The following is a 19449-nucleotide window of genomic DNA, read 5'->3' as shown; positions in this document are numbered from 1 at the left end:
TCTCCGGATACATCGCAATGCAGGTGCCGGAAAACGCAACCAAGATCTATACCGACGATGCCGTGCGGCAGATGTTTGCGACGGCCGTGGTACGCAAGGAAGTACCGGTCGAGGAGCAGCTCGGACTGTTGCCGTTCAAGACCACCGAACTCGGCGGCTTCAAAAACGTCCGCACGCTGGCGCCGGGCGCCGCCATCCTGCTCGCCGACGGCGACGAGGAGACCGGGATCGAGGCGTCGTCCTACATGGTGATCGGCACCATCGCCTCCGCGCCGACGCAACCGGAAGATCGCGGCCGGTTCGCCCAGCAGGCCGCGGGTCAGATTCCCGGCTTGCGCGACGGACGTATCACGATGTCGGAGCCGCTTCGCATGGGCGGCTCGCCGGGATATGAAACCCGCGTCGAGGCCACCAGCGGCAAAGCGAATACACCGGTCACGGTCGTGCAATGGCTGCGGTTTGGCAACGGCAATCAGGCGCTGCGAATCATCGCCAGCACGCCGCGCGACGACTGGTCCAAGGCGTTCCCGCGCTTCCGTGCGGTACGCGATGGAATTCAGCCGCGCTAGATTTGCGACTGCTTTACGCTGCCGCCGTGACCTGATTTGCTGGGCTTTTTCTTAAGGGAGATTTGGCGATGCTGGATCGACGGGAAGTTTTTGCAAGGGTGGGAGCGATCTTCGCTGCCGGCCTCCTGCCCGGAGCGGCTGGAGCGGCCGGCAAAATCAGCATCGACGACGCCTCGGCGCTTCTGGTCATCGACGTGCAAAACTGTTTCCTGCCGGGCGGAAGTCTTGCCGTGAGGGACGGCGATCAGGTCATCCCCGTGATCAACAGAATAGCAAAAGGCTTCGCCAATGTCGTGATGACCCAGGACTGGCACACGGCCGGCCATGTTTCATTCGCCTCCAGCCATGGCGGCAAGAAGCCGTTCGAAACCATCGACCTCAAATACGGCAAGCAGGTCTTGTGGCCGGACCACTGCGTGCAGGGAACCGATGGCGCCGCTCTTTCGAAAGACCTTTCGATCCCGCAGGCCGGGCTCATCATCCGAAAGGGCCACCACAAGGAAGTCGACAGCTATTCCGCCTTCACCGAGGCCGACGGCAAGACCACGACGGGACTGGCGGGCTATCTCAAGGCCCGCAAGCTGAAACGCCTGTTCGTGGCCGGACTCGCGACCGATTTCTGTGTCGCATGGACGGCGCTGGACGCGCGCAAGGCCGGGTTTGAAACCTATGTGATTGAAGACGCCTGCCGCGGCATCGACACCCAGGGCTCGCTCGCCAAAGCCTGGGCCGATATGGCAAAAGCCGGCGTCAAGCGCATCCAGTCGGCCGACATCGCGGTGTGATGAATTAGGTTGAAGCGATCCTTACCCTCCCATGAAGGGGGAGGGTCGGCGAGCATCGCCAGATGCTTGACGGGGTGGGGTGACAGCCTCCAACTTGGGCACCGTTCGCGAGGAGACACTTTCACCCCACCCCGCCGCGCCTTGCACGCGCGTCGACCCTCCCCCTCCAGGGGAGGGTGACATGAACGTCGTGCGCTAAACTAGCTATTCGGAGGCGGCCGCTTTCGCACCGCCCTTTGCAACAGCGACCAGCGCGGGGCGCAATATGCGCTCGCCGATCATGTAACCCGATTGAATGACCTGCGCGATGGTACCGGCAGGCACCGACGGATCGGGTACTTCGTACATCGCCTGATGGACGTTGGGGTCGAACTTCTCGCCGGCCGGATCGAACTTCCTGACCCCGTTCTTCTCCAGTGCGTTGAGCAGCGAGCGCTCGGTGAGTTCGACGCCCTCAATCAGCGCCTTCAATCCCGGGTCCGCCGCAGCCCTCGCTTCAGCCGGGACCGCATCGAGCGCGCGCTGCAGATTGTCGGCGATATCGAGCACGTCACGCGCGAATCCGGAAATGCCGTAGGTCCGGGCGTCGGCGACCTCGCGCGCGGTGCGCTTGCGCAGGTTTTCCATTTCCGCCAGCGTGCGCAGCATCTTGTCGCGCGCGTCCGCGGCTTCCTTGGCTAGCGCCTCGACTGAGCCTTCTTCCGGATCGTCGGGCATGATGTAGGGCCTGGAGACCACCGGCTCGGCGTCCTGCGCCGGTTTCGCCGGATTGTCGTTCTGCCCGTCGGGGTCGGCCATTGACACTGCCTTCTCGAAAATCGTCTTGGATCGCATGGGGGTTGCTGGGCGGGATATCGTGCTTTAGGCGCCAAAAATCAAGCGCAACAAGCGTATGAAACCACCGGGATCATCCACCCAGCATCTGGCTGACGATGCGGGCGGCGTAATCCACCATCGGAATCACCCGCGCATAGTTGAGCCGGGTCGGCCCGATGACGCCGAGGACGCCGACGATATGCCCCGCGCCGTCGCTGTAGGGGGCGATGATGGTGGAGGAACCCGATAGCGAAAACAGCTTGTTCTCCGATCCGATGAAAATCCGCACGCCGTCGGCGCGTTCCGCGCGGCCGAGCAGGTCGATCACGCCGCGCTTGGTCTCGAGATCGTCAAACAACAGCCGCACCCGCTCGAGATCCTCGAGCGCATGTAAATCCTCCAGCAGGTTGGCGTGACCGCGCACGATCAGCTGCCGGTCGTCGTTTTCACCTCCGGACCAGCTTGCGATCCCCGCCGCGATGACCTTCTGCGTGAGCTGATCGAGCTCGGCGCGGTTTTGCGTCAATGCGGTCTCAAGCTCGAGCCGGGCTTCCGCCAGCGTTCGTCCGCGAATCCGTGCATTGAGAAAATTCGACGCTTCGGTCAACGCCGATATCGGAACGCCCGGCGGCAACGTCAGTACGCGATTCTCGACCTGCCCGTCCTCGGCCACCAGCACCACAAGCGCGCGCTCCGGCTCCAGCCTGACGAACTCGATGTGCTTCAGCCGCACATTGGCTTTCGCGGTGAGCACCACCGCCGCCGCCCGAGTGAGCCCGGACAGCCGCGTCAGGGCCTCGCCGAGCGCCGCTTCGACCGATTGCGCTTTGCCGACGGAAGCAAGCTGGGTCTGGATCGATTGCCGCTCCGGCTCGGTGAGATCGCCGACCTGCATCAAGGCATCGACGAAAAACCGCAAACCCAACTCGGTCGGCAACCGCCCGGCCGAGGTATGCGGCGCGTAGATCAGGCCGAGTTGCTCAAGGTCCGACATCACGTTGCGGACCGAGGCCGGCGAGAGCGGCACGGTGATCAGCCGCGAAATGTTGCGCGAGCCGACGGGTTCGCCGGTGGCGAGATAACTCTCGACGATTTGACGAAAAATATCCCGGGAGCGCTCGTTGAGCTGGGCGAGCCCGGCATTCGGCGCGATCAGGCCGATCGGATCGTGGTGAGCCACTGGCATTCCTTCCAACTGGTCCCAATCTGTCCATCTCTACGGTCAGATACAAGCAGCATTACGTCGATCGGCTTCGCTGGCCCTTGCCGCTGCCGCTGCCCGCCCCTAAAAGCACCGCGAGACCTGCCTTTTTCCTGGATTTATCGGAGGATTTCCCATGCGGCCAAGCCGCCGTGCGCCGGATGAACTGCGCGCCGTGTCGCTGGAACGCGGCGTGGTCAAATATGCCGAAGGCTCCTGCATGGTTAAATTCGGCGACACCCACGTGCTGGTGACGGCCACCTTGGAGGAGCGGCTGCCGCCATGGCTCAAGGGCCAGGGCCGCGGCTGGGTCACGGCCGAATACGGCATGCTGCCCCGCGCCACGCTGGAGCGCACCCGCCGCGAAGCCTCCGCCGGCAAGCAGAACGGCCGCACGGTCGAAATCCAGCGCCTGATCGGCCGTTCCTTGCGTGCGACCCTCGATCTCGAAGCGCTGGGCGAACGCCAGATCACGGTGGATTGCGACGTGCTGCAGGCCGATGGCGGCACCCGCACCGCGTCGATCACCGGCGCCTGGGTCGCGCTGGCCGATTGCATCGGCTGGATGAAGACCCGCAACATGGTCAAAGGCAATGTGCTGCGCGACAACGTCGCGGCAATTTCGTGCGGCATCTATAACGGAACGCCGGTGCTCGATCTCGACTATGCGGAGGATTCGGAGGCCGATACCGACGCCAATTTCGTGATGACCGGCGACGGGCGCATCATCGAGGTCCAGGGCACGGCGGAAAAAACGCCGTTCTCGCAAGACGAATTTCTGGCGCTGATGGCATTGGCGCGCAAGGGCGTCGCGCGGCTGGTGGACCTGCAAAAAATGGCGGTGGCGTGATTCACCAGCCGCCGTCATGCCCGGCCCTGTGCCGGGCATCCACGTCTGCCCTTCAGCAGAGACAACAAGAAAGACGTGGATGGCCGGGACAAGCCCGGCCATGACGGGTAATTTGAATTCATGACTGAACATCGTCGAATCACCGGCAAGCTCGTGATCGCGACCCACAATCCCGGCAAGCTCGTCGAGATGCGCGAACTGCTGGCGCCGCATGGCGTCGAAGCGGTGTCGGCGGGCGAACTTGGTCTTGCCGAGCCCGAAGAGACCGGCAAGACATTTCGCGCCAACGCGCAGATCAAGGCGCTTGCCGCCGCTCGCGTCGCAAAACTGCCGGCGTTTGCCGACGATTCCGGTTTGGTGGTCGATGCGCTGGACGGCGCCCCCGGCATCTATTCGGCGCGCTGGGCCGGCGAAAACAAGGATTTCATGGCGGCGATGACCCGGGTGGAACGCCTGCTGCAGGAACGCGGCGCGACCACGCCTGACTGGCGCACGGCGCATTTCGTATCCGCGTTGTGCGTTGCATGGCCGGACGATCATCTTGAAGAGGTCGAGGCGCGCGTCGACGGCACGCTGGTGTGGCCGCCGCGCGGCACGGCCGGATTCGGTTACGACCCGGCATTCCTGCCGGACGGGCATTCGCGCACATTCGGCGAAATGACCAGCATCGAGAAGCACGGTCTGCCGCCGCTTGGATTGGGGCTGTCGCATCGCGCCCGCGCGTTTGCGAAACTGGCGGAGATCTGCCTTGACCAACGCTGATAGCTCGGCTGCCTTCGGCGTCTATGTGCACTGGCCGTTCTGCCTGTCGAAATGCCCGTATTGCGATTTCAACAGCCATGTGCGCCACGCAGCCGTAGACGAGGAACGCTTTGCGCGGGCCTTTGCCCGCGAGATCGAGAGCACCGCGGCGCGCGCCCCCGGCCGCGAGGTGTCGTCGATCTTTCTCGGCGGCGGTACGCCATCGCTGATGCAGCCGCGCACGGTCGGCGCCATTCTGGATGCGATCGGCAGGCATTGGCGCGTCGCTGACGACGTAGAGGTCACGCTGGAAGCCAACCCCACCAGCGTCGAGGCCACGCGCTTTCGCGGTTTTCGCAGCGCTGGTGTCAATCGCGTATCGCTCGGCGTGCAGGCGCTGGACGATGCGTCGCTGAAGGCGCTGGGACGCCTGCATACCGCGCAGGAAGCGCTCGACGCGGTCGCGATCGCGCGTACGGCCTTCGAGCGATATTCGTTCGACCTGATTTACGCCCGTCCAGGCCAAACCCCGCAGATGTGGGCCGAGGAATTGAAGATAGCGATCTCGGAAGCGGCCGAACATCTATCGCTCTATCAGCTCACCATCGAACCGGAGACGCCGTTCTTCGGCCTGCATGCCGCGGGCAAATTGAAGACGCCGGATGAAGCGACGGCGCGCGCGCTCTATGACGTGACGCAGGAAGTCTGCGCGCAGCAAGGCCTGCCGTCCTACGAGATTTCCAATCACGCGCGCGTTGGCGCGGAGTGCAAGCACAACCTCGTCTACTGGCGCGGCCAGGAATATGCCGGCATCGGTCCCGGCGCGCATGGCCGCCTCGATATCGACGGCGTCAGGCACGCGATCGCGACCGAAAAGCGTCCCGAGACGTGGCTGATGCGCGTCGAGGCCTCGGGCCACGGCGTGACGACCGACGACCTGCTCAACAGCGAGGAACGCGCCGACGAATTTCTGCTGATGGGCTTGCGTCTTGCCGAAGGCATCGACCCGCAGCGCTATCGGGAGCTGGCCGGCCGGCCGCTCGACCCCGGCCGCATCGCCGTGTTGCGTGAAGAAGGCGCCATCGTCGTCGACGCCGGCGGACGGCTGCGCGTGACGCAGGCCGGATTTCCGGTGCTCGATGCGGTGGTGGCCGATCTCGCCGCGTAACATTCCGTCATACGCGGGCTTGACCCGCGTATCCATCATTCTTCAGAATCTTTCGAAGAGGATGGATTGCCGGGTCAAGCCCGGCAATGACGGTTATCTAAGCGCCAAAACTCTTGGGCGAGCCTGCGACGGGCGTGCTGCCGCCCGATGCGACCCGCATCACCGCAAGGCCGCGTTCGTTGGTGCCGTCGGCGCGGAATCGGAACAGGCCGTCGATGCCGGCAAAGCCGGACGGATTGGTCAGCACTTCCGGCGAGAAGCGCTGGCCGCCCTGCGTCCGCGCCAGCGCCGCGACCAACGCCACCGCGTCATAGGCCAGCGTCGCGGTGCGCACCGGGTCGGCGCCGAATTTCGCGCGGTAGCGGCCGGAAAAACTGCGGAAGCCGGCCGGATCCGGCGCGGCGTAGAGGCCGCCCTGCAATGCGGGGCTGGCGAACACGCGCGGATTGTCCCAAAGACCGGTGCCGAGCAGCTGGATGTTTCTCAAATTCGCGCCGGCCGCCGTCAACGCGTCGGCCATCCCTACCACCGCATCGCCATCGTCGGCGACAAACAGCGCGTCGGCCTGGCCCAGCGCCTGCGCCACGGTCCGGGCAGCACCGGCACGATCGGCGCCGTATTTTTCGAACGCGACGATGCGGCCGCCCCTGCGGCCCACCACCTGCTTGAACGAAGCCTCCACCACGTTGCCGTAGGCGTTTTCGGGCAGCAATGCCGCGTAAGATCGCTTTCCCGTGCTAGCGGAATATTCGATGATGCGGTTGACGTCGGATTCCGGCAGAAAGCTCAACAGAAAGACGCCGCGGCCGGCGACGCTCGAATCGGTCGAGAAGGCGATCATCGACACGCCGCGCGCGCGCGTCAATTGCGCCGCGGCCGGAACCGACACCGCGAACAGCGGCCCGAGAATGATCTCGGCGCCCTCGTCGAGCGCTTGCTGGGTGCCCTGCTGCGCGCCCTGCGGATTGCCGGCGTCGTCCTTGATCAGCAGCTGGATGTTGGGGTTCTGGAATTCCGCCAGCGCCATCTCGGCGGCATTCTTCATGGACTGCGCCGCGACGCCGGCGTTGCCGGGCGCCGACAGCGGCAGGATCAAGCCGACCTTGACCTGGCCGCTGCCGACCGCAAGCGGCTGTTGCTGCGGGCCCGCCGGCCCGGGCTCTGACGAACTGAAGGGATTCGAAAACGAGCTGAGGCTCTGCTGGACGCTCGAGCAGGCCCCGAGCAAGGGTGCGCCGAGAATCAGCCCAACCGCCGTCCGCCGGGTTGCTCCCGGAGGTCCAGATTTGGGATTGAGCGGGCCCGCCATCTTGATCTTTTCCATCGACCGACTCCTGGCCGGTCCGGACTTCTCCACCTTGGGAGGTGGATTTAAGGCATATTGTCGACGAATAGTTAACCAAAACAAAAGGTTTATGTTCATCCGGAGCCCGCAAACCGCTGCCGCCGGTGGAATTTGCGGGTCCGGGAGCCTGGCACACGTGTGGCGCCAACCCCCGGTCCCCTCTAGATTGGCATTATGCGCGCAAAACCCGCTTCCACAAACATGTCCGAGGATCTTAGCGAGCCCGCAAGCCTCACTTTCGCCGTGGCCGGACATCTGCTGACCGCCGCAAAAGCGGTCCCGGGTCTTCATCTGGTGTCGACGCCGATCGGCAATCTCGGCGACATCACCCTGCGCGCGCTGGAGACGCTGGCGGGCGTCGATATCATCGCCTGCGAAGATACCCGCATCACCCGCCGGCTGACCGAACGTTACGGCATCTCGGCGCTGCTAAAACCCTATCATGAACATAACGCCGCTTTGGCGCGTCCGAAAATCCTCGAGCGGCTGGCGCAGGGCGCGTCCATCGCGCTGGTCTCCGATGCCGGCACGCCGCTGATTTCCGATCCCGGGTTCAAGCTGGTGCGCGAGGCCTGCGCCGCCGGTCATCAGGTGATCGCGCTGCCGGGACCATCTTCGGTGCTGGCGGCGCTCGCGGTGGCCGCGCTGCCGACCGACCGGTTTTTCTTCGAAGGTTTTTTGCCGCCCAAGGAAACCGCGCGCCGCGCACGGCTCACTGAGCTGGCACGGATCGATGCGACGCTGGTGCTGTTCGAATCCGGCAACCGCATCGAGGATACCTTGCGCGATCTTGCGGACATCATGGGCACGCGCGAGGGGGCGGTCTGCCGCGAACTGACAAAGCTGCACGAAGAGGTCCGGCGTGCGCCATTGCCGGAGCTGGCGAAATCGGCCGGCGCGCTGGAGACGCGCGGCGAATTTGTGCTGGTGATCGGTCCTCCCGCCGCGAGTGCTCAAATCATGGCGCAGCACGATCTTGACGACGTGCTGCGATCGGCGCTGAAGCGCGACAGCGTCAAGGATGCGGTCGCCCATGCCGTCGAGGTGTCCGGCCGGCCGCGCCGCGAGGTGTATGCCCGCGCGCTTCAGCTTGCCAGGCAAGACCACGCAAGGGATGGCGATGGCGAAGACTGACGACATCTCGCCTCCCCCGGCGCCGCCGAAACTCGCGGCGCCGGAGCGCGTCGCCGCCTTCCGCACCGGAATATCCGCCGAAGCCCGCGCCGCGGCCTATCTGATGGCCAAGGGCTATCGCATCCTGGCCAAGCGGTTTCGCACTCCGTATGGAGAGATCGACATCGTGGCGCGGCGGCGCAATTTGCTGGCCTTTGTCGAGGTCAAGGCCCGCGCCACGCTCGATGACGCCGCCTATGCGGTGACGCCGCGCAATCAGCGCCGCATCATCGACGCTGTCCAGGCCTGGCTGATGACGCATCCGGAACATGCCGAATTCGAAATGCGTTTCGATGTCATGCTGATTGCACCGAAACGTTTGCCGCGCCATCTGTTGGCCGCCTTCGACGCCAGCACCTGATTCATCGACTTAAACCGGACCGTCCCCCATGAAATTGAACGTCGCCGTCCAGATGGACCCTATCGCGCGCATCAACATCCGCGGCGATTCGACTTTTGCCCTGCTGCTGGAAGCGCAACAGCGCGGCCACGCGATTTCCTATTACACCCCGGACAAGCTTTCGCTGCGGGGCAACGAGCTGGTCGCGCCGGTGCACGTGCTCAGCGTTCGCGACCAGAACGGCGATCATTTTACCCTGGGCGAAGCGCAGCGCGTATCCCTTGCATCGTTCGATGTTGTTCTACTGCGGCAGGACCCGCCGTTCGATCTTGCCTACATCACCTCGACGCATTTCCTGGAACGCATTCACCCGAAAACCCTGGTGGTCAACAACCCCGCCAGCGTCCGCAACGCGCCGGAAAAAATATTCGTGATGGAGTTTCCGGACCTGATGCCGCCGACGCTGATCTCGCGCGACCTCGACGAGATCAATTCGTTCCGCGCCGAGCATGGTGCCGTGGTGATGAAGCCGCTGCACGGCCATGGCGGCGCCGCGGTGTTCCGCATCCTGCCGCAGGACATGAATTTCGGATCGCTCTACGACATGTTCTCGGTGACGTTCCGCGAGCCATGGGTGATCCAGCGCTTCCTCCCCGAGGTCAAACACGGCGACAAGCGCATCATCCTGGTCGACGGCGAGTTCGCCGGCGCCGTCAACCGCGTGCCGGCCCCCGACGACCTGCGCTCCAACATGGTCCGCGGGGGTGCTGCGAATGCGACGGAGCTGACGGACCGCGAGCGCGAAATCTGCGCGCGGCTCGGCCCCGCCTTGCGAGCGCGCGGGCTATTGTTCGTCGGCATCGACGTTATCGACGGCAATCTCACCGAAATCAACGTGACCTCGCCGACCGGCATCCGCGCCATCGCCCGGCTGGGCGGACCGGACGTCGCCGGGAAAATCTGGGATGCGATCGAGAAGAAGCGGGAATAAACGCGCGGGTTCCGCTTGCGATTTTCTGATCTCCGACGCCTACAAAATTCGGAGAGGGATGCAGACGAGTCTAACCCCCGTCTACAAAGTGGCCGCGTTTGTCACGGCCACTATACGGCCACTATAATGGCCGTTCGACCAATCCACCTCGACGTGATGGCGGTTTTGTTCACCGCGGGATGAGTTTCGGTCGATGGGTTCGGCGATATTCGTCGGCTAGTGCCGTAACCTTTTCAAGAAACGCGTTGGGCAGGTAGCCGTAAAGGCATGTCTCCTGCTCGGGCTTCGGTGTGCCCGGAATGAGCTTGGTCGGGCGCAGATGATATCCCGTCCAGGCGAAGATATTGAACTCGGTCACGTTGATCCAGGATCGGCGTTCATCCAGCTTCAGGCGGTTCTTTCGACTGTGGGATTTCGATCGTCCAGGGATCGCCGTCGTTCGGATTCGATGTCGAGGTCGGCACGACATAGGCTACGTCGCCGGGCGTCCGATTGATGACCAGAACGACGACGGAGGGACGATCTTTGCGTCCTTCCGTTTCACCCTTGATGTGCTCTTTATTCCAGAGATAGGAATAGCTCAGAACCATGCCCGGCTCTGGCTTCGGAGGAATCTACACGGGCGTTGCGCCTCAGCGACCCATGCCCGGCTCTGCTGTGGGCTCGGGGTCTTCTTTGTAGTCGTAGTCGTGCTCCGCTGGCGTTCTCGCCGCGCGGATCTGCGCCATTTCCTCGTCGGTCAGTTCGGCGGTCGACTTGGCCTGCTGATAGGACCGCCAGAGTTCATGGAGGTGTCGGCCGAGATGAGATAGACCGTCTCGCGTCCGTACTTCGTAATCTGTACCGGCTCCTGCAAAGCTTTATCGTGCCAGACGCCGAAATTCTTCTGAACATCGGAGGCGTTCACTGACGCACCCACAGGAAATCTCCGATTTTACGTAACATCCGTAACATATGCAGGGTCTTGCATTTTTTCCAAGGGCGAAAAATCTGGATTTATAGTCTTTCAACGCGATCGAGGCGAAGGCGCGAATTCCGCGCGACTTCAGCTTCCAGTTGTTCCCTAAATGTTCTTGTTAGAACGCGACCTTTACGCTACCCTCCGTTGTGAATAAGGGGCGTTCATGGTTCAGCGCGTTTCCACCGTAGCCTTTGAGGGCATCGAAGCCCGCGCCGTCGACGTGCAGGTGCAGATCGCGCCGGGCCTGCCGGCGTTCGCCATCGTCGGATTGCCCGACAAGGCGGTGTCGGAGGCCCGGGAGCGGGTCCGTTCGGCGCTGATCGCCTCGGGGCTGGCGCTGCCGGCGCGGCGAATCACGGTCAACCTCGCGCCCGCCGATGTCCCCAAGGAAGGCAGCCATTATGACCTGCCGATCGCCCTCGGGCTAATGGCGGCGATCGGGGCTATTCCGCCGGACGCGCTGAGCGGTTTTACGGTGCTCGGCGAGCTCGGTCTCGACGGATCGATCGCGCCGGTGGCGGGGGTGCTGCCGGCGGCGATCGGCGCCAATTCGCGCGACGAAGGCCTGATCTGCCCCGCCGCCTGCGGCGCGGAGGCGGCGTGGGCCAGTCCGGATATCCAGATCGTCGCGGCCAATTCGCTGATCCAGATCGCCAACCATTTTAAAGGCACGCAAGTGCTCTCCCGGCCGCAACCAAAAGTCCATGAACGCGAGCAGGCGATGCTCGACCTGCGCGACATCAAGGGCCAGGAAAGCGCCAAGCGCGCGCTGGAGATCGCGGCAGCCGGCGGGCATCATTTGCTTATGATCGGCTCGCCCGGCGCCGGCAAGTCGATGCTGGCGGCGCGGCTGCCCTCGATCCTGCCGCCGCTGTCGCCGGCCGAACTGCTCGAAGTGTCGATGATCGCCTCGGTGGCGGGCGAGATCGAGGGCGGCGCGCTGACCGCGCGGCGTCCGTTCCGCAGCCCGCATCATTCCGCCAGCATGGCGGCGCTGACCGGCGGCGGCATGCGGGCAAGGCCCGGGGAAATCTCGCTGGCGCATCAGGGCGTGCTGTTTCTCGACGAGTTGCCGGAATTCGATCCGCGGGTGCTGGATTCGCTGCGCCAGCCGATGGAAAACGGCGAGGTCGCGGTATCCCGCGCCAACCATCGCGTCACCTATCCGGCGCGCTTCATGCTGGTCGCGGCGATGAACCCCTGCCGTTGCGGCCACGCCTACGAGCCCGGCTATGCCTGCAAGCGCGGCCGCATCGACCGCTGCACCGCCGATTACCAGGCGCGCATCTCGGGGCCGATGATGGATCGCATCGATTTGCGCATCGAAGTGCCGGCGGTGACCGCCGCCGACCTGATCCTGCCGCCGCCGGCGGAAGGATCGGCGGAAGTGGCCGGACGCGTCGCCGCGGCGCGCGACCTTCAGCTGGCGCGCTATGCCGCGGCCGGCCTGCCCGGCATCCGCACCAATGCGGAAGCCCCGGCGGCGGTGCTGGAGGCCGTCGCGCAGCCCGACTCCAATGGCCTCAAACTGTTGCGCGACGCCGCCGAAACCATGCGATTGTCGGCGCGGGGCTATCATCGCGTGCTGCGCGTCGCCCGCACGCTGGCCGATCTCGACGGCGCCGATAAAATCGGCCGGCTGCATTTGGCCGAGGCGCTGTCGTACCGGGCGCTTGCGGAAGATCTCCGGCGCGCCGCCTGACCCGCGGCTGCGTCCGCAAATGCCCCGCCCGTCAACCCGGCGGTAACTAGTCTTCTTTACACTCTGCCAACCATAAGCCCGGCGTTCGCGGGCCCGAGTTGAGCGAGTGTCGTATCATGTTGCGTTTCGGGATTCTGGCCTCGGCCGTTCCGCTTGTCCTTGCCGGCCTGTTCGCCCACAGCGAATTGTTGCCCGGCCCAAAGCCCTGCATCGAGGCCGGCGGGTCCTCGCTGCAGATTGCAGAGGCGCCCTGGCATGCCGACCTGCAGGTCGCATTCACCGAGGTTCCGGCGACCGCGACGGTGCGGGTGCAGATCGTCGAGAGCGCCGAGACCGCCGATTTCGTGATGGTCGATGGCGCAGACAGCACTGATGCGAACGCCTGCGGAGGCGCTCCCCGATTTGTCGCGATCTCGGCCTACCCTTCCGCATCCGCACCGATCATCTACCTCTCGACCGATGGCGGGGCCGACTACCGGATTTTTGTGAGGTCGAAAACGTTTTCGCTGCGTGAGGCCGCAGCCCTCGTCGTCGGCGCCAATGGCGGGCGAGCCCGAATGGCCGCCGCATCGCTCTGACGGCGACTAACGTTCCGTTAACCCTGTTCTCATCGGGCGGTGTGACGCCGTACGGCCTCAAGCACTTCGAAACGTCGTCGACGCATCCTTCGCGCCGGCACACGATGAGCTTTCGAGCGGCACAAAAACGCGCCCGCGAACAGGCCGCGGTGCGGTAAGAAATTCTCGGAGTGGTCAGTGATGGGGCGGGTTTTCCGGATCAGAACGCGAATACGCCGCTTCGCGCGCCGTCATCCCTGGGCAAGCTTTGCGATACGCTCGGTCGTGATCTTCTCCGCTGCCTTCGGCGGCGCATACGGATTCATTGCCGGAAGCAGGTCGCAGGACTCCGGCTACGATCCACACGCCTTCGCCATCGGTGCCAGCTTTCTGTTCGCGCTGGCATGCGTTGCGCTGGCGACACTGAGCATCCGGCTGCGCTGGATGCGCAAGCGGCTTCGCAAGGTTGCCCTGCACAACGAAGCGCTGGCCGACCGCAACTGGGAGCTGAAGGAAGCCGAGGAGCGCGCCCGCAGCCTGTTCGAATCCCAGGGCGACCTGATCGTCCTGCGCGATGCCGACGGCCGCATCACCTTCGTCAACGATGCCTATTGCACGTTGGCGCGGCGCTCGCGCGAGACGCTGATCGGCAGCCGTTTCATGCTTGAGGTTCTCGAACAAGGGCACTCCGCTCTGGAGTCGAGCGGTACCCGGATTCATGACCAGAAGATCGCCACCGCGCTGGGACCGCGATGGATCGCCTGGCGCGAGGGCCTGGTCCGGACCGACGCAGGTCAACCGGCGGAGATGCAATTCGTCGGCCGCGACGTCACCGGCCGCGCCGAGACCGAGCGCGTGCTTGGCGAGGCCCGCGACCACGCCGACGCGGCCAACCGGGCCAAGTCGCGATTCCTCGCGATGGCATCCCATGAGATCCGCACCCCGCTGAACGGCATCATCGGCATGAGCGGACTGCTGCTCGACACCGCCTTGACGCCCGAGCAGACCACCTATGTCAGGGCCGTCAAAACCTCAGGCGACGCACTGCTGTCGCTGATCGAGGAGCTGCTGGACTATTCCAAGATCGAAGCCGGCAAGATCGACCTCGAACAGCGGCCGTTCGCGCTGGCCGCCCTGATCGAGGACATCACCGAGCTGCTGGCGCCCCGAGCCCAGGCGAAGACCATCGAGATCGCGGCCTATATCGACGAGCGGCTGCCGATGGAAGTCATTGGAGATGCCGCGCGGCTTCGGCAGGTGCTGCTCAACCTCGCCGGCAACGCCATCAAGTTTACCTCGACCGGCGGCGTTGCGTTGATCGCCGAACCCGGACCAAGCCCGAATGAAGTCAGCTTCCTGGTGCGCGACACCGGCATCGGCATTGCCCCGGAGGCGCAGACGCGGATCTTTGCCGAGTTCGAGCAGGCGGATGAGCGCACCGCGCGTAATTACGGCGGCACCGGCCTTGGCCTCAGCATCAGCGAGCGCATCGTCAAGCGTATGGGAGGGCGCATCACGCTGGAAAGCAGACCCGGTGTCGGCTCGACATTCGAGGTTTCCATCCCGCTTGCAGCCTCCGGCCATGACGGCCAGCGCAATGCCTTTTCGGCGCCGGATCTGGCGGGCCAGTCGATCATGCTGGTCGCGCCGCAGACCATCGAGGCATCGCTGGTTGCGCGCCGGCTGGAACGCTGGGGCGGCCAGACCTGCACCGTTTCCGATGTTGCCGTGGCGCAGGCCTTGCTGCCGGAGCGGGCTTGGCACGCCATCCTGGTCGACCGCGCCTTCGGCGCTGGCGAAGTCGAGTCGCTGGGCGAGGCGGCGCGCCGCCATACCACGCAACGCATCGTCATGTTCACGCCTGCGAGCCGGCATGAGCTGCAACTTTCCGCGGCCAGCGCCTTCACGGGTTATCTGGTCAAGCCGCTGCGCGCGGCGTCGCTGGCGGCCCGCCTGACGCTGCCGCCCGAACTGCCGGCGCCGGAACTTGCCGGCGACGCGCTGTTCGATCAGGAACTGCTCGACGAGCCCGAAACGCCGGCGCCGCCGCCGGCCCAGCGCCTGTCCATTCTTGTGGCCGAAGACAACGAGATTAACGCGTTGCTGATGCGCTCGCTGCTGAGCCGGCTCGGCCATCACGCCGTCATCACGACCAATGGCGAGGAAGCGCTGGAGTCGTGGCTGTCAGCCGAATCCGCCGGCGCGCCCTACGACCTGGTGCTGATGGATATCCAGATGCCCAAACTCGACGGAATCGAAACCACCAAGAAAATCCGCGCGCGCGAAGCGGGGCAGCGGGTACGCCGCACGCCGATTCTTGCGCTGACCGCAAACACCCTGGTGGAAGATCGCTATGCCTGCTTCGAAGCCGGGATGGACGGTTTTCTGGTCAAGCCGCTGGATCGCGAGAAACTGGCCGATGCGCTGGCGGGGCTGGTGACGTCACGGCATATCGCCGCCTGATCTCGCCGGCAATTTACAGCCGCCGCAACGCCACCGTTTCAACCACGTGATCGGCGCCCTTCTTGAGGATCAGCGTCGCGCGCGGCCGGGTCGGCAGGATGTTGTCCTCGAGATTGGCACGATTGGTGCGCTCCCAGATCGCCAGCGCGGTCGCGGCGGCTTCCTCATCCGACAAAAGCGCGTAACGATGGAAATAGGACCGCGGATCGAGGAACGCCGTGTCCCGTAGCGTCAGGAACCGCCGGACGTACCACTCGCGCAGCACCGGCTCCTCGGCATCGATGTAAACGGAAAAGTCGAAAAAATCCGAAACCACGGGAACGGCCTTGCCGTCGCGCGGCAGCCGGCCGGTTTGCAGAACATTGACGCCTTCGACAATCAAAATGTCCGGCCGGTCGACCTCTATCCATTCGTTGGGAATGATATCGGCGGCCAAGTGCGAATAGACCGGCGCGCGCACCGGCCGCCGCCCCGCCTTGATGTCGCTTAAGAACCCCAACAGGGTCGGCAGATCATAGCTTTCGGGGAAACCCTTTTTCTGCATCAGGCCTTGCCGCTCCAGCACGGCGTTGGGAAACAGAAAGCCGTCGGTGGTGACGAGATCGACCTTCGGGCGCGGCGACCATCGCGCCAGCAACGCCTGCAGCACGCGCGCGGTGGTCGATTTGCCCACCGCCACCGATCCGGCGACGCCGATGATATAGGGCATCTTGCGGTCTTCGATGCCGAGAAACCGCCGCTGCGCGAAATACAGCCGTTGTGTCGCGTCGACATAGATCGACAACAGGCGCGACAGCGGCAGATAGATGTCTTCTACTTCCCTCAGATCGAGGCGATCATGCATCGAGCGCAGCGCCGCGATCTCGTTTGCATGCAGCGTCATCGGCATATCGTCGCGCAACTTCGCCCACTGAGCGCGCGAGAATATTCTGTAGGGATTGTACTGTACCAGCTCCGATCGCATGTCCATGAAAATGCCCCTACGCTTCCGGTCTAGTCGCGCTTGCGCGCGGCTTTTTCGTCCAATCCCGACATCGTCGTGCGTTGTGCCAAAGCCGCTTCCACATCCTCAAGCGTTACGCCACGCGATTTCAACAGCACAAGCAGGTGGAACAGCAGATCGGCGCTTTCGGCAATCAGATTATCGCGGTCGTTCTCCACCGCGGCGATGACGGTTTCCACCGCTTCTTCGCCGAGCTTCTTGGCGCAATGCTCCGGCCCCTTGTCCAGCAGCTTGCGCGTATAGGACGCCTCTCCTCCCGACGCCGCGCGGGCATCAATGGTGGCGGCGAGGTCATGGATGGTGAAACGCGACATACAACTGAACTCAGACGCGGTCATCGAACGGAGCCCGCTCATCCGTGGATTTAGCACTTCTCTCACAATGAGTCGTCAGGGATCGAGCCGCATCGGCAAGCCGGTGCGGACCATATGGTCCTTGGCCTCGCGAATGGTAAATTCGCCGAAGTGGAAGATCGAGGAAGCAAGCACCGCCGTGGCGTGACCCTCGCGGATGCCGGCGACCATGTGGTCGAGATTGCCGACCCCGCCGGACGCAATCACCGGTACCGGGATACTATCGGCCACGGCTTGGGTTAGCGGAATGTCAAAGCCCCGACGCGTACCGTCCCGGTCCATGGAGGTAAGCAGGATTTCGCCGGCGCCGAGCGAGACGACCTCCTTGGCGTATTCGACGGCATCGATTCCGGTGGCATTTCGTCCGCCATGGGTGAAGATTTCCCAGCGCTCGCCACCGCGCCTGACCCGCTTGGCGTCGATGGCCACCACGATGCACTGGCCGCCGAATTTCTCCGCGGCTTGCCTGACGAATTCGCGGTTCGCAACCGCCGCGCTGTTGATCGAGACCTTGTCCGCGCCGGATCGCAGCAGCGTGCGGATATCGTCGACGGTGCGGACGCCGCCGCCGACGGTCAGCGGCATGAAACAGACCTCTGCCGTGCGCCGGACCACGTCCAGCATGGTGCCGCGATTTTCGTGGGAAGCCGTGATATCGAGAAAGCAAAGTTCATCCGCGCCGGCGGTGTCATAGGCCATCGCGGCTTCCACGGGATCACCGGCATCGCGCAGATCGGCGAATTTGACGCCCTTGACGACGCGGCCGTCCTTCACATCGAGACAGGGAATGACGCGAACTTTGAACATGGAGTTCCCTTAAGCCGCCGCCCGCGCGTTTCGGATCAGCGCCAGTGCCGCGGCCGGATCGAGCCGGCCATCGTAAAGCGCGCGGCCGGCGATGGCGCCGGCGAGTTTTTTCGCGCGCGACGAAAGCAACGCTTTTACGTCTTCGATCGAAGCAAAGCCACCCGACGCGATCACCGGGATCGAGATGCTTTCGGCAAGCTCGATCGTGGCATCGAGGTTGAGGCCTTTCAGCAGGCCATCGCGCGCAATGTCGGTGAAGATGATCGCGGCGACGCCGGCGTCCTCGAAGCGGCGGGCGATCTCAAGGGCGGCGACCTCTGAGGTTTCCGCCCAGCCTTCGACCGCGACCTTGCCGTCACGCGCATCGAGACCGACGGCAACGCGGCCGGGAAATTTCTTGGCGGCATCCTTCACCAGCGCGGGGTCACGCACCGCCGCGGTGCCGATGATCACGCGCGCAATGCCTTTGGCGAGCCAGGCCTCAATGGTGTTCAGATCGCGGATGCCGCCGCCGAGTTGCACCGGCATGGTGACGGTCTTGAGCATGGCTTCCACGGCAACCGCATTCATCGGTTTGCCGGCGAAGGCGCCGTCGAGATCGACCACATGCAAATATTCAAAACCCTGCGCCGCGAAGGCGCGTGCCTGCGCGGCGGGATCCAGATTGAACACCGTCGCACGCGCCATGTCGCCCTGTTCGAGGCGCACGCAGTGACCGTTTTTCAGGTCGATGGCGGGAAACAGGATCATAAGAGCAAGCTTGCTCCCACTCTGCCCGCATAGAAAGCAAGGGACCCGGGTGACGGTGCAATACACACAGCGTCGTCCCCGCGAAGGCGGGGACCCATACGCCGAGGATTCTCAAATGGAAGATGGAGCCAAAGCCCCGGCGAAACATAATCGCCGGTGGTTATGGGTCCCCGCCTTCGCGGGGACGACGAGCAAGCACCCATCACGGCTTCCACTTCAGGAAATTCGAAATCAAGGCCAGCCCGAAGCGCTGGCTCTTTTCCGGGTGAAACTGGGTGCCGATCGCGGTGTCCTTGCCGACGATGGCCGTCAGCGGCCCACCGTAATCGGCGCGCGCCAGCACGTCCGCTTCGTTGGCCGCGTTCAGATGATAGGAGTGGACGAAATAGGCGTGGCGGCCCTTCGGTCCCAGCGGCAAGCGCTCAAGCACCGGATGCTCGCGGACAATGTCGAGCGTGTTCCAGCCCATGTGCGGAATTTTCAGGTTTTCCTCGCGCGGCGTAATCTTCTCGACATCGCCGGCGATCCAGTTGAGTCCGTTCGTGGTGACGTGCTCCTTGCCGCGCGTCGCCATCAGCTGCATGCCGACGCAGATGCCGAAGAACGGCCGCGCCTTGTCGCGTACGGCTTCGGTCATCGCCTCGACCATGCCGTCGAGTGCGTCCAGGCCCTTGCGGCAATCGGCGAAGGCGCCGACGCCGGGCAGCACCACGCGATCGGCGCGGAACACCACTTCGGGGTCACGCGTGACCACGATCTTTTCCGGATTCTCCATGCTCCGCGCCGCGCGCTCGAACGCTTTTGCGGCGGAGTGCAGGTTGCCGGAGCCGTAATCGATGATGGCAACGCTCAACGCGACGCTCCCGGTTGCGGA

The 19449-nt window shown here is 64.2% G+C and carries 20 protein-coding genes and 1 pseudogene; 11 read left to right on the top strand and 10 right to left on the bottom strand.

The features are described from left to right. Both VGP39_RS10830 and pncA read left to right on the top strand, forming a co-directional pair. Positions 1-569 (top strand): annotated as a pseudogene (locus VGP39_RS10830) (hypothetical protein); the annotation flags it as partial. Between the two features lie 68 nt (positions 570-637). Further along, positions 638-1354: a bifunctional nicotinamidase/pyrazinamidase gene (gene pncA, locus VGP39_RS10825; RefSeq protein ID WP_327568096.1), complete on the top strand. Its 717-nt coding sequence runs from the start codon at positions 638-640 to the stop codon at positions 1352-1354. Positions 1355-1558: 204 nt separating this feature from the next. Here pncA and grpE read toward each other — a convergent pair whose 3' ends face one another. Both grpE and hrcA read right to left on the bottom strand, forming a co-directional pair. Beyond that, positions 1559-2152, bottom strand: coding sequence for a nucleotide exchange factor GrpE (gene grpE / locus VGP39_RS10820; RefSeq protein ID WP_327568095.1), 594 nt, complete (start codon positions 2150-2152; stop codon positions 1559-1561). Between the two features lie 109 nt (positions 2153-2261). After that, positions 2262-3350: a heat-inducible transcriptional repressor HrcA gene (hrcA, locus tag VGP39_RS10815; protein WP_327568094.1), complete on the bottom strand. Its 1089-nt coding sequence runs from the start codon at positions 3348-3350 to the stop codon at positions 2262-2264. A 157-nt stretch (positions 3351-3507) separates the two neighbouring features. Here hrcA and rph point away from each other — a divergent pair, with 157 nt between their 5' ends. The 3 genes from rph to hemW all read left to right on the top strand — a co-directional run bounded on the left by rph (position 3508) and on the right by hemW (position 6130). Next, positions 3508-4221 carry a ribonuclease PH gene (gene rph, locus VGP39_RS10810; protein ID WP_327568093.1) on the top strand — a complete coding sequence of 238 codons (714 nt, stop codon included), beginning with the start codon at positions 3508-3510 and terminating at the stop codon, positions 4219-4221. Between the two features lie 120 nt (positions 4222-4341). Further along, complete coding sequence (gene rdgB / locus VGP39_RS10805) at positions 4342-4983, top strand: RdgB/HAM1 family non-canonical purine NTP pyrophosphatase (RefSeq protein WP_327568092.1); 642 nt, start codon at positions 4342-4344, stop codon at positions 4981-4983. Next, entirely contained in the window at positions 4970-6130 is a 1161-nt protein-coding gene (gene hemW / locus VGP39_RS10800) for a radical SAM family heme chaperone HemW (protein ID WP_327568091.1), read from the top strand. The genes rdgB and hemW overlap by 14 nt, the downstream gene beginning before the upstream one ends. Before the next feature lie 97 nt (positions 6131-6227). Here hemW and VGP39_RS10795 read toward each other — a convergent pair whose 3' ends face one another. Next, complete coding sequence (locus VGP39_RS10795; protein WP_327568099.1) at positions 6228-7439, bottom strand: penicillin-binding protein activator; 1212 nt, start codon at positions 7437-7439, stop codon at positions 6228-6230. A 210-nt stretch (positions 7440-7649) separates the two neighbouring features. On the opposite strand from VGP39_RS10795, the gene rsmI reads away from it, so the two are divergent. Genes rsmI through gshB form a run of 3 tightly spaced genes read left to right on the top strand, consistent with a single transcriptional unit; the run spans position 7650 to position 9979 of the window. Beyond that, on the top strand, positions 7650-8609 hold the full coding sequence (gene rsmI / locus VGP39_RS10790) for a 16S rRNA (cytidine(1402)-2'-O)-methyltransferase (protein WP_327568090.1): 960 nt from the start codon (positions 7650-7652) through the stop codon (positions 8607-8609). After that, entirely contained in the window at positions 8596-9009 is a 414-nt protein-coding gene (locus VGP39_RS10785) for a YraN family protein (RefSeq protein ID WP_327568089.1), read from the top strand. The genes rsmI and VGP39_RS10785 overlap by 14 nt, the downstream gene beginning before the upstream one ends. Before the next feature lie 28 nt (positions 9010-9037). Continuing rightward, complete coding sequence (gene gshB, locus VGP39_RS10780; RefSeq protein WP_327568088.1) at positions 9038-9979, top strand: glutathione synthase; 942 nt, start codon at positions 9038-9040, stop codon at positions 9977-9979. 169 nt (positions 9980-10148) lie between these two features. On the opposite strand, the gene VGP39_RS10775 is transcribed toward gshB, so the two are convergent. Then, entirely contained in the window at positions 10149-10337 is a 189-nt protein-coding gene (locus VGP39_RS10775) for a hypothetical protein (protein ID WP_327568087.1), read from the bottom strand. Positions 10338-10356: 19 nt separating this feature from the next. Further along, entirely contained in the window at positions 10357-10569 is a 213-nt protein-coding gene (locus tag VGP39_RS10770) for a hypothetical protein (protein ID WP_327568086.1), read from the bottom strand. Positions 10570-11103: 534 nt separating this feature from the next. On the opposite strand from VGP39_RS10770, the gene VGP39_RS10765 reads away from it, so the two are divergent. The 3 genes from VGP39_RS10765 to VGP39_RS10755 all read left to right on the top strand — a co-directional run bounded on the left by VGP39_RS10765 (position 11104) and on the right by VGP39_RS10755 (position 15662). Continuing rightward, a complete protein-coding gene (locus VGP39_RS10765; protein WP_327568085.1) occupies positions 11104-12642 on the top strand; it encodes a YifB family Mg chelatase-like AAA ATPase in 1539 nt (512 codons plus the stop codon). Positions 12643-12758: 116 nt separating this feature from the next. Next, positions 12759-13220: a hypothetical protein gene (locus VGP39_RS10760; RefSeq protein WP_327568084.1), complete on the top strand. Its 462-nt coding sequence runs from the start codon at positions 12759-12761 to the stop codon at positions 13218-13220. 180 nt (positions 13221-13400) lie between these two features. Then, on the top strand, positions 13401-15662 hold the full coding sequence (locus tag VGP39_RS10755; RefSeq protein WP_327568098.1) for an ATP-binding protein: 2262 nt from the start codon (positions 13401-13403) through the stop codon (positions 15660-15662). Positions 15663-15675: 13 nt separating this feature from the next. Here VGP39_RS10755 and coaA read toward each other — a convergent pair whose 3' ends face one another. The 5 genes from coaA to hisH form a co-directional block, all read right to left on the bottom strand. Next, positions 15676-16632, bottom strand: coding sequence for a type I pantothenate kinase (coaA, locus tag VGP39_RS10750; protein WP_327568083.1), 957 nt, complete (start codon positions 16630-16632; stop codon positions 15676-15678). A 23-nt stretch (positions 16633-16655) separates the two neighbouring features. Next, the gene (locus VGP39_RS10745; protein ID WP_327568082.1) at positions 16656-16979 is read right to left on the bottom strand and encodes a phosphoribosyl-ATP diphosphatase; all 324 of its coding nucleotides are present in this window, start codon (positions 16977-16979) and stop codon (positions 16656-16658) included. Between the two features lie 75 nt (positions 16980-17054). Further along, positions 17055-17825 (bottom strand): imidazole glycerol phosphate synthase subunit HisF, encoded by a 771-nt coding sequence (hisF, locus tag VGP39_RS10740; RefSeq protein WP_327568081.1) that lies wholly within the window; start codon positions 17823-17825, stop codon positions 17055-17057. Between the two features lie 9 nt (positions 17826-17834). Then, positions 17835-18575: a 1-(5-phosphoribosyl)-5-[(5-phosphoribosylamino)methylideneamino]imidazole-4-carboxamide isomerase gene (gene hisA / locus VGP39_RS10735; RefSeq protein WP_327568080.1), complete on the bottom strand. Its 741-nt coding sequence runs from the start codon at positions 18573-18575 to the stop codon at positions 17835-17837. Between the two features lie 202 nt (positions 18576-18777). Further along, positions 18778-19428: an imidazole glycerol phosphate synthase subunit HisH gene (hisH, locus tag VGP39_RS10730; RefSeq protein WP_327568097.1), complete on the bottom strand. Its 651-nt coding sequence runs from the start codon at positions 19426-19428 to the stop codon at positions 18778-18780. Between the last annotated feature and the right edge of the window lie 21 nt (positions 19429-19449).

The sequence above is a fragment of the Bradyrhizobium sp. genome, from assembly GCF_036009065.1.
Classification (GTDB): domain Bacteria; phylum Pseudomonadota; class Alphaproteobacteria; order Rhizobiales; family Xanthobacteraceae; genus Bradyrhizobium.
The sequence above is the reverse complement of the archived record's forward strand: the minus strand, read 5'-3'. Positions and strand labels throughout refer to the sequence as shown.

Bases quoted from the DNA above. Each gene is read 5' to 3' on its own strand.
- pncA (WP_327568096.1), top strand. From the start codon at position 638: ATGCTGGATCGACGGGAAGTTTTTGCAAGGGTGGGAGCGATCTTCGCT.
- grpE (WP_327568095.1), bottom strand. From the start codon at position 2,152: ATGGCCGACCCCGACGGGCAGAACGACAATCCGGCGAAACCGGCGCAG.
- rph (WP_327568093.1), top strand. From the start codon at position 3,508: ATGCGGCCAAGCCGCCGTGCGCCGGATGAACTGCGCGCCGTGTCGCTG.
- rdgB (WP_327568092.1), top strand. From the start codon at position 4,342: ATGACTGAACATCGTCGAATCACCGGCAAGCTCGTGATCGCGACCCAC.
- VGP39_RS10795 (WP_327568099.1), bottom strand. From the start codon at position 7,439: ATGGCGGGCCCGCTCAATCCCAAATCTGGACCTCCGGGAGCAACCCGG.
- rsmI (WP_327568090.1), top strand. From the start codon at position 7,650: ATGCGCGCAAAACCCGCTTCCACAAACATGTCCGAGGATCTTAGCGAG.
- VGP39_RS10785 (WP_327568089.1), top strand. From the start codon at position 8,596: ATGGCGAAGACTGACGACATCTCGCCTCCCCCGGCGCCGCCGAAACTC.
- gshB (WP_327568088.1), top strand. From the start codon at position 9,038: ATGAAATTGAACGTCGCCGTCCAGATGGACCCTATCGCGCGCATCAAC.
- VGP39_RS10770 (WP_327568086.1), bottom strand. From the start codon at position 10,569: ATGGTTCTGAGCTATTCCTATCTCTGGAATAAAGAGCACATCAAGGGT.
- VGP39_RS10765 (WP_327568085.1), top strand. From the start codon at position 11,104: ATGGTTCAGCGCGTTTCCACCGTAGCCTTTGAGGGCATCGAAGCCCGC.
- VGP39_RS10760 (WP_327568084.1), top strand. From the start codon at position 12,759: ATGTTGCGTTTCGGGATTCTGGCCTCGGCCGTTCCGCTTGTCCTTGCC.
- VGP39_RS10755 (WP_327568098.1), top strand. From the start codon at position 13,401: ATGGGGCGGGTTTTCCGGATCAGAACGCGAATACGCCGCTTCGCGCGC.
- coaA (WP_327568083.1), bottom strand. From the start codon at position 16,632: ATGGACATGCGATCGGAGCTGGTACAGTACAATCCCTACAGAATATTC.
- VGP39_RS10745 (WP_327568082.1), bottom strand. From the start codon at position 16,979: ATGTCGCGTTTCACCATCCATGACCTCGCCGCCACCATTGATGCCCGC.
- hisF (WP_327568081.1), bottom strand. From the start codon at position 17,825: ATGTTCAAAGTTCGCGTCATTCCCTGTCTCGATGTGAAGGACGGCCGC.
- hisA (WP_327568080.1), bottom strand. From the start codon at position 18,575: ATGATCCTGTTTCCCGCCATCGACCTGAAAAACGGTCACTGCGTGCGC.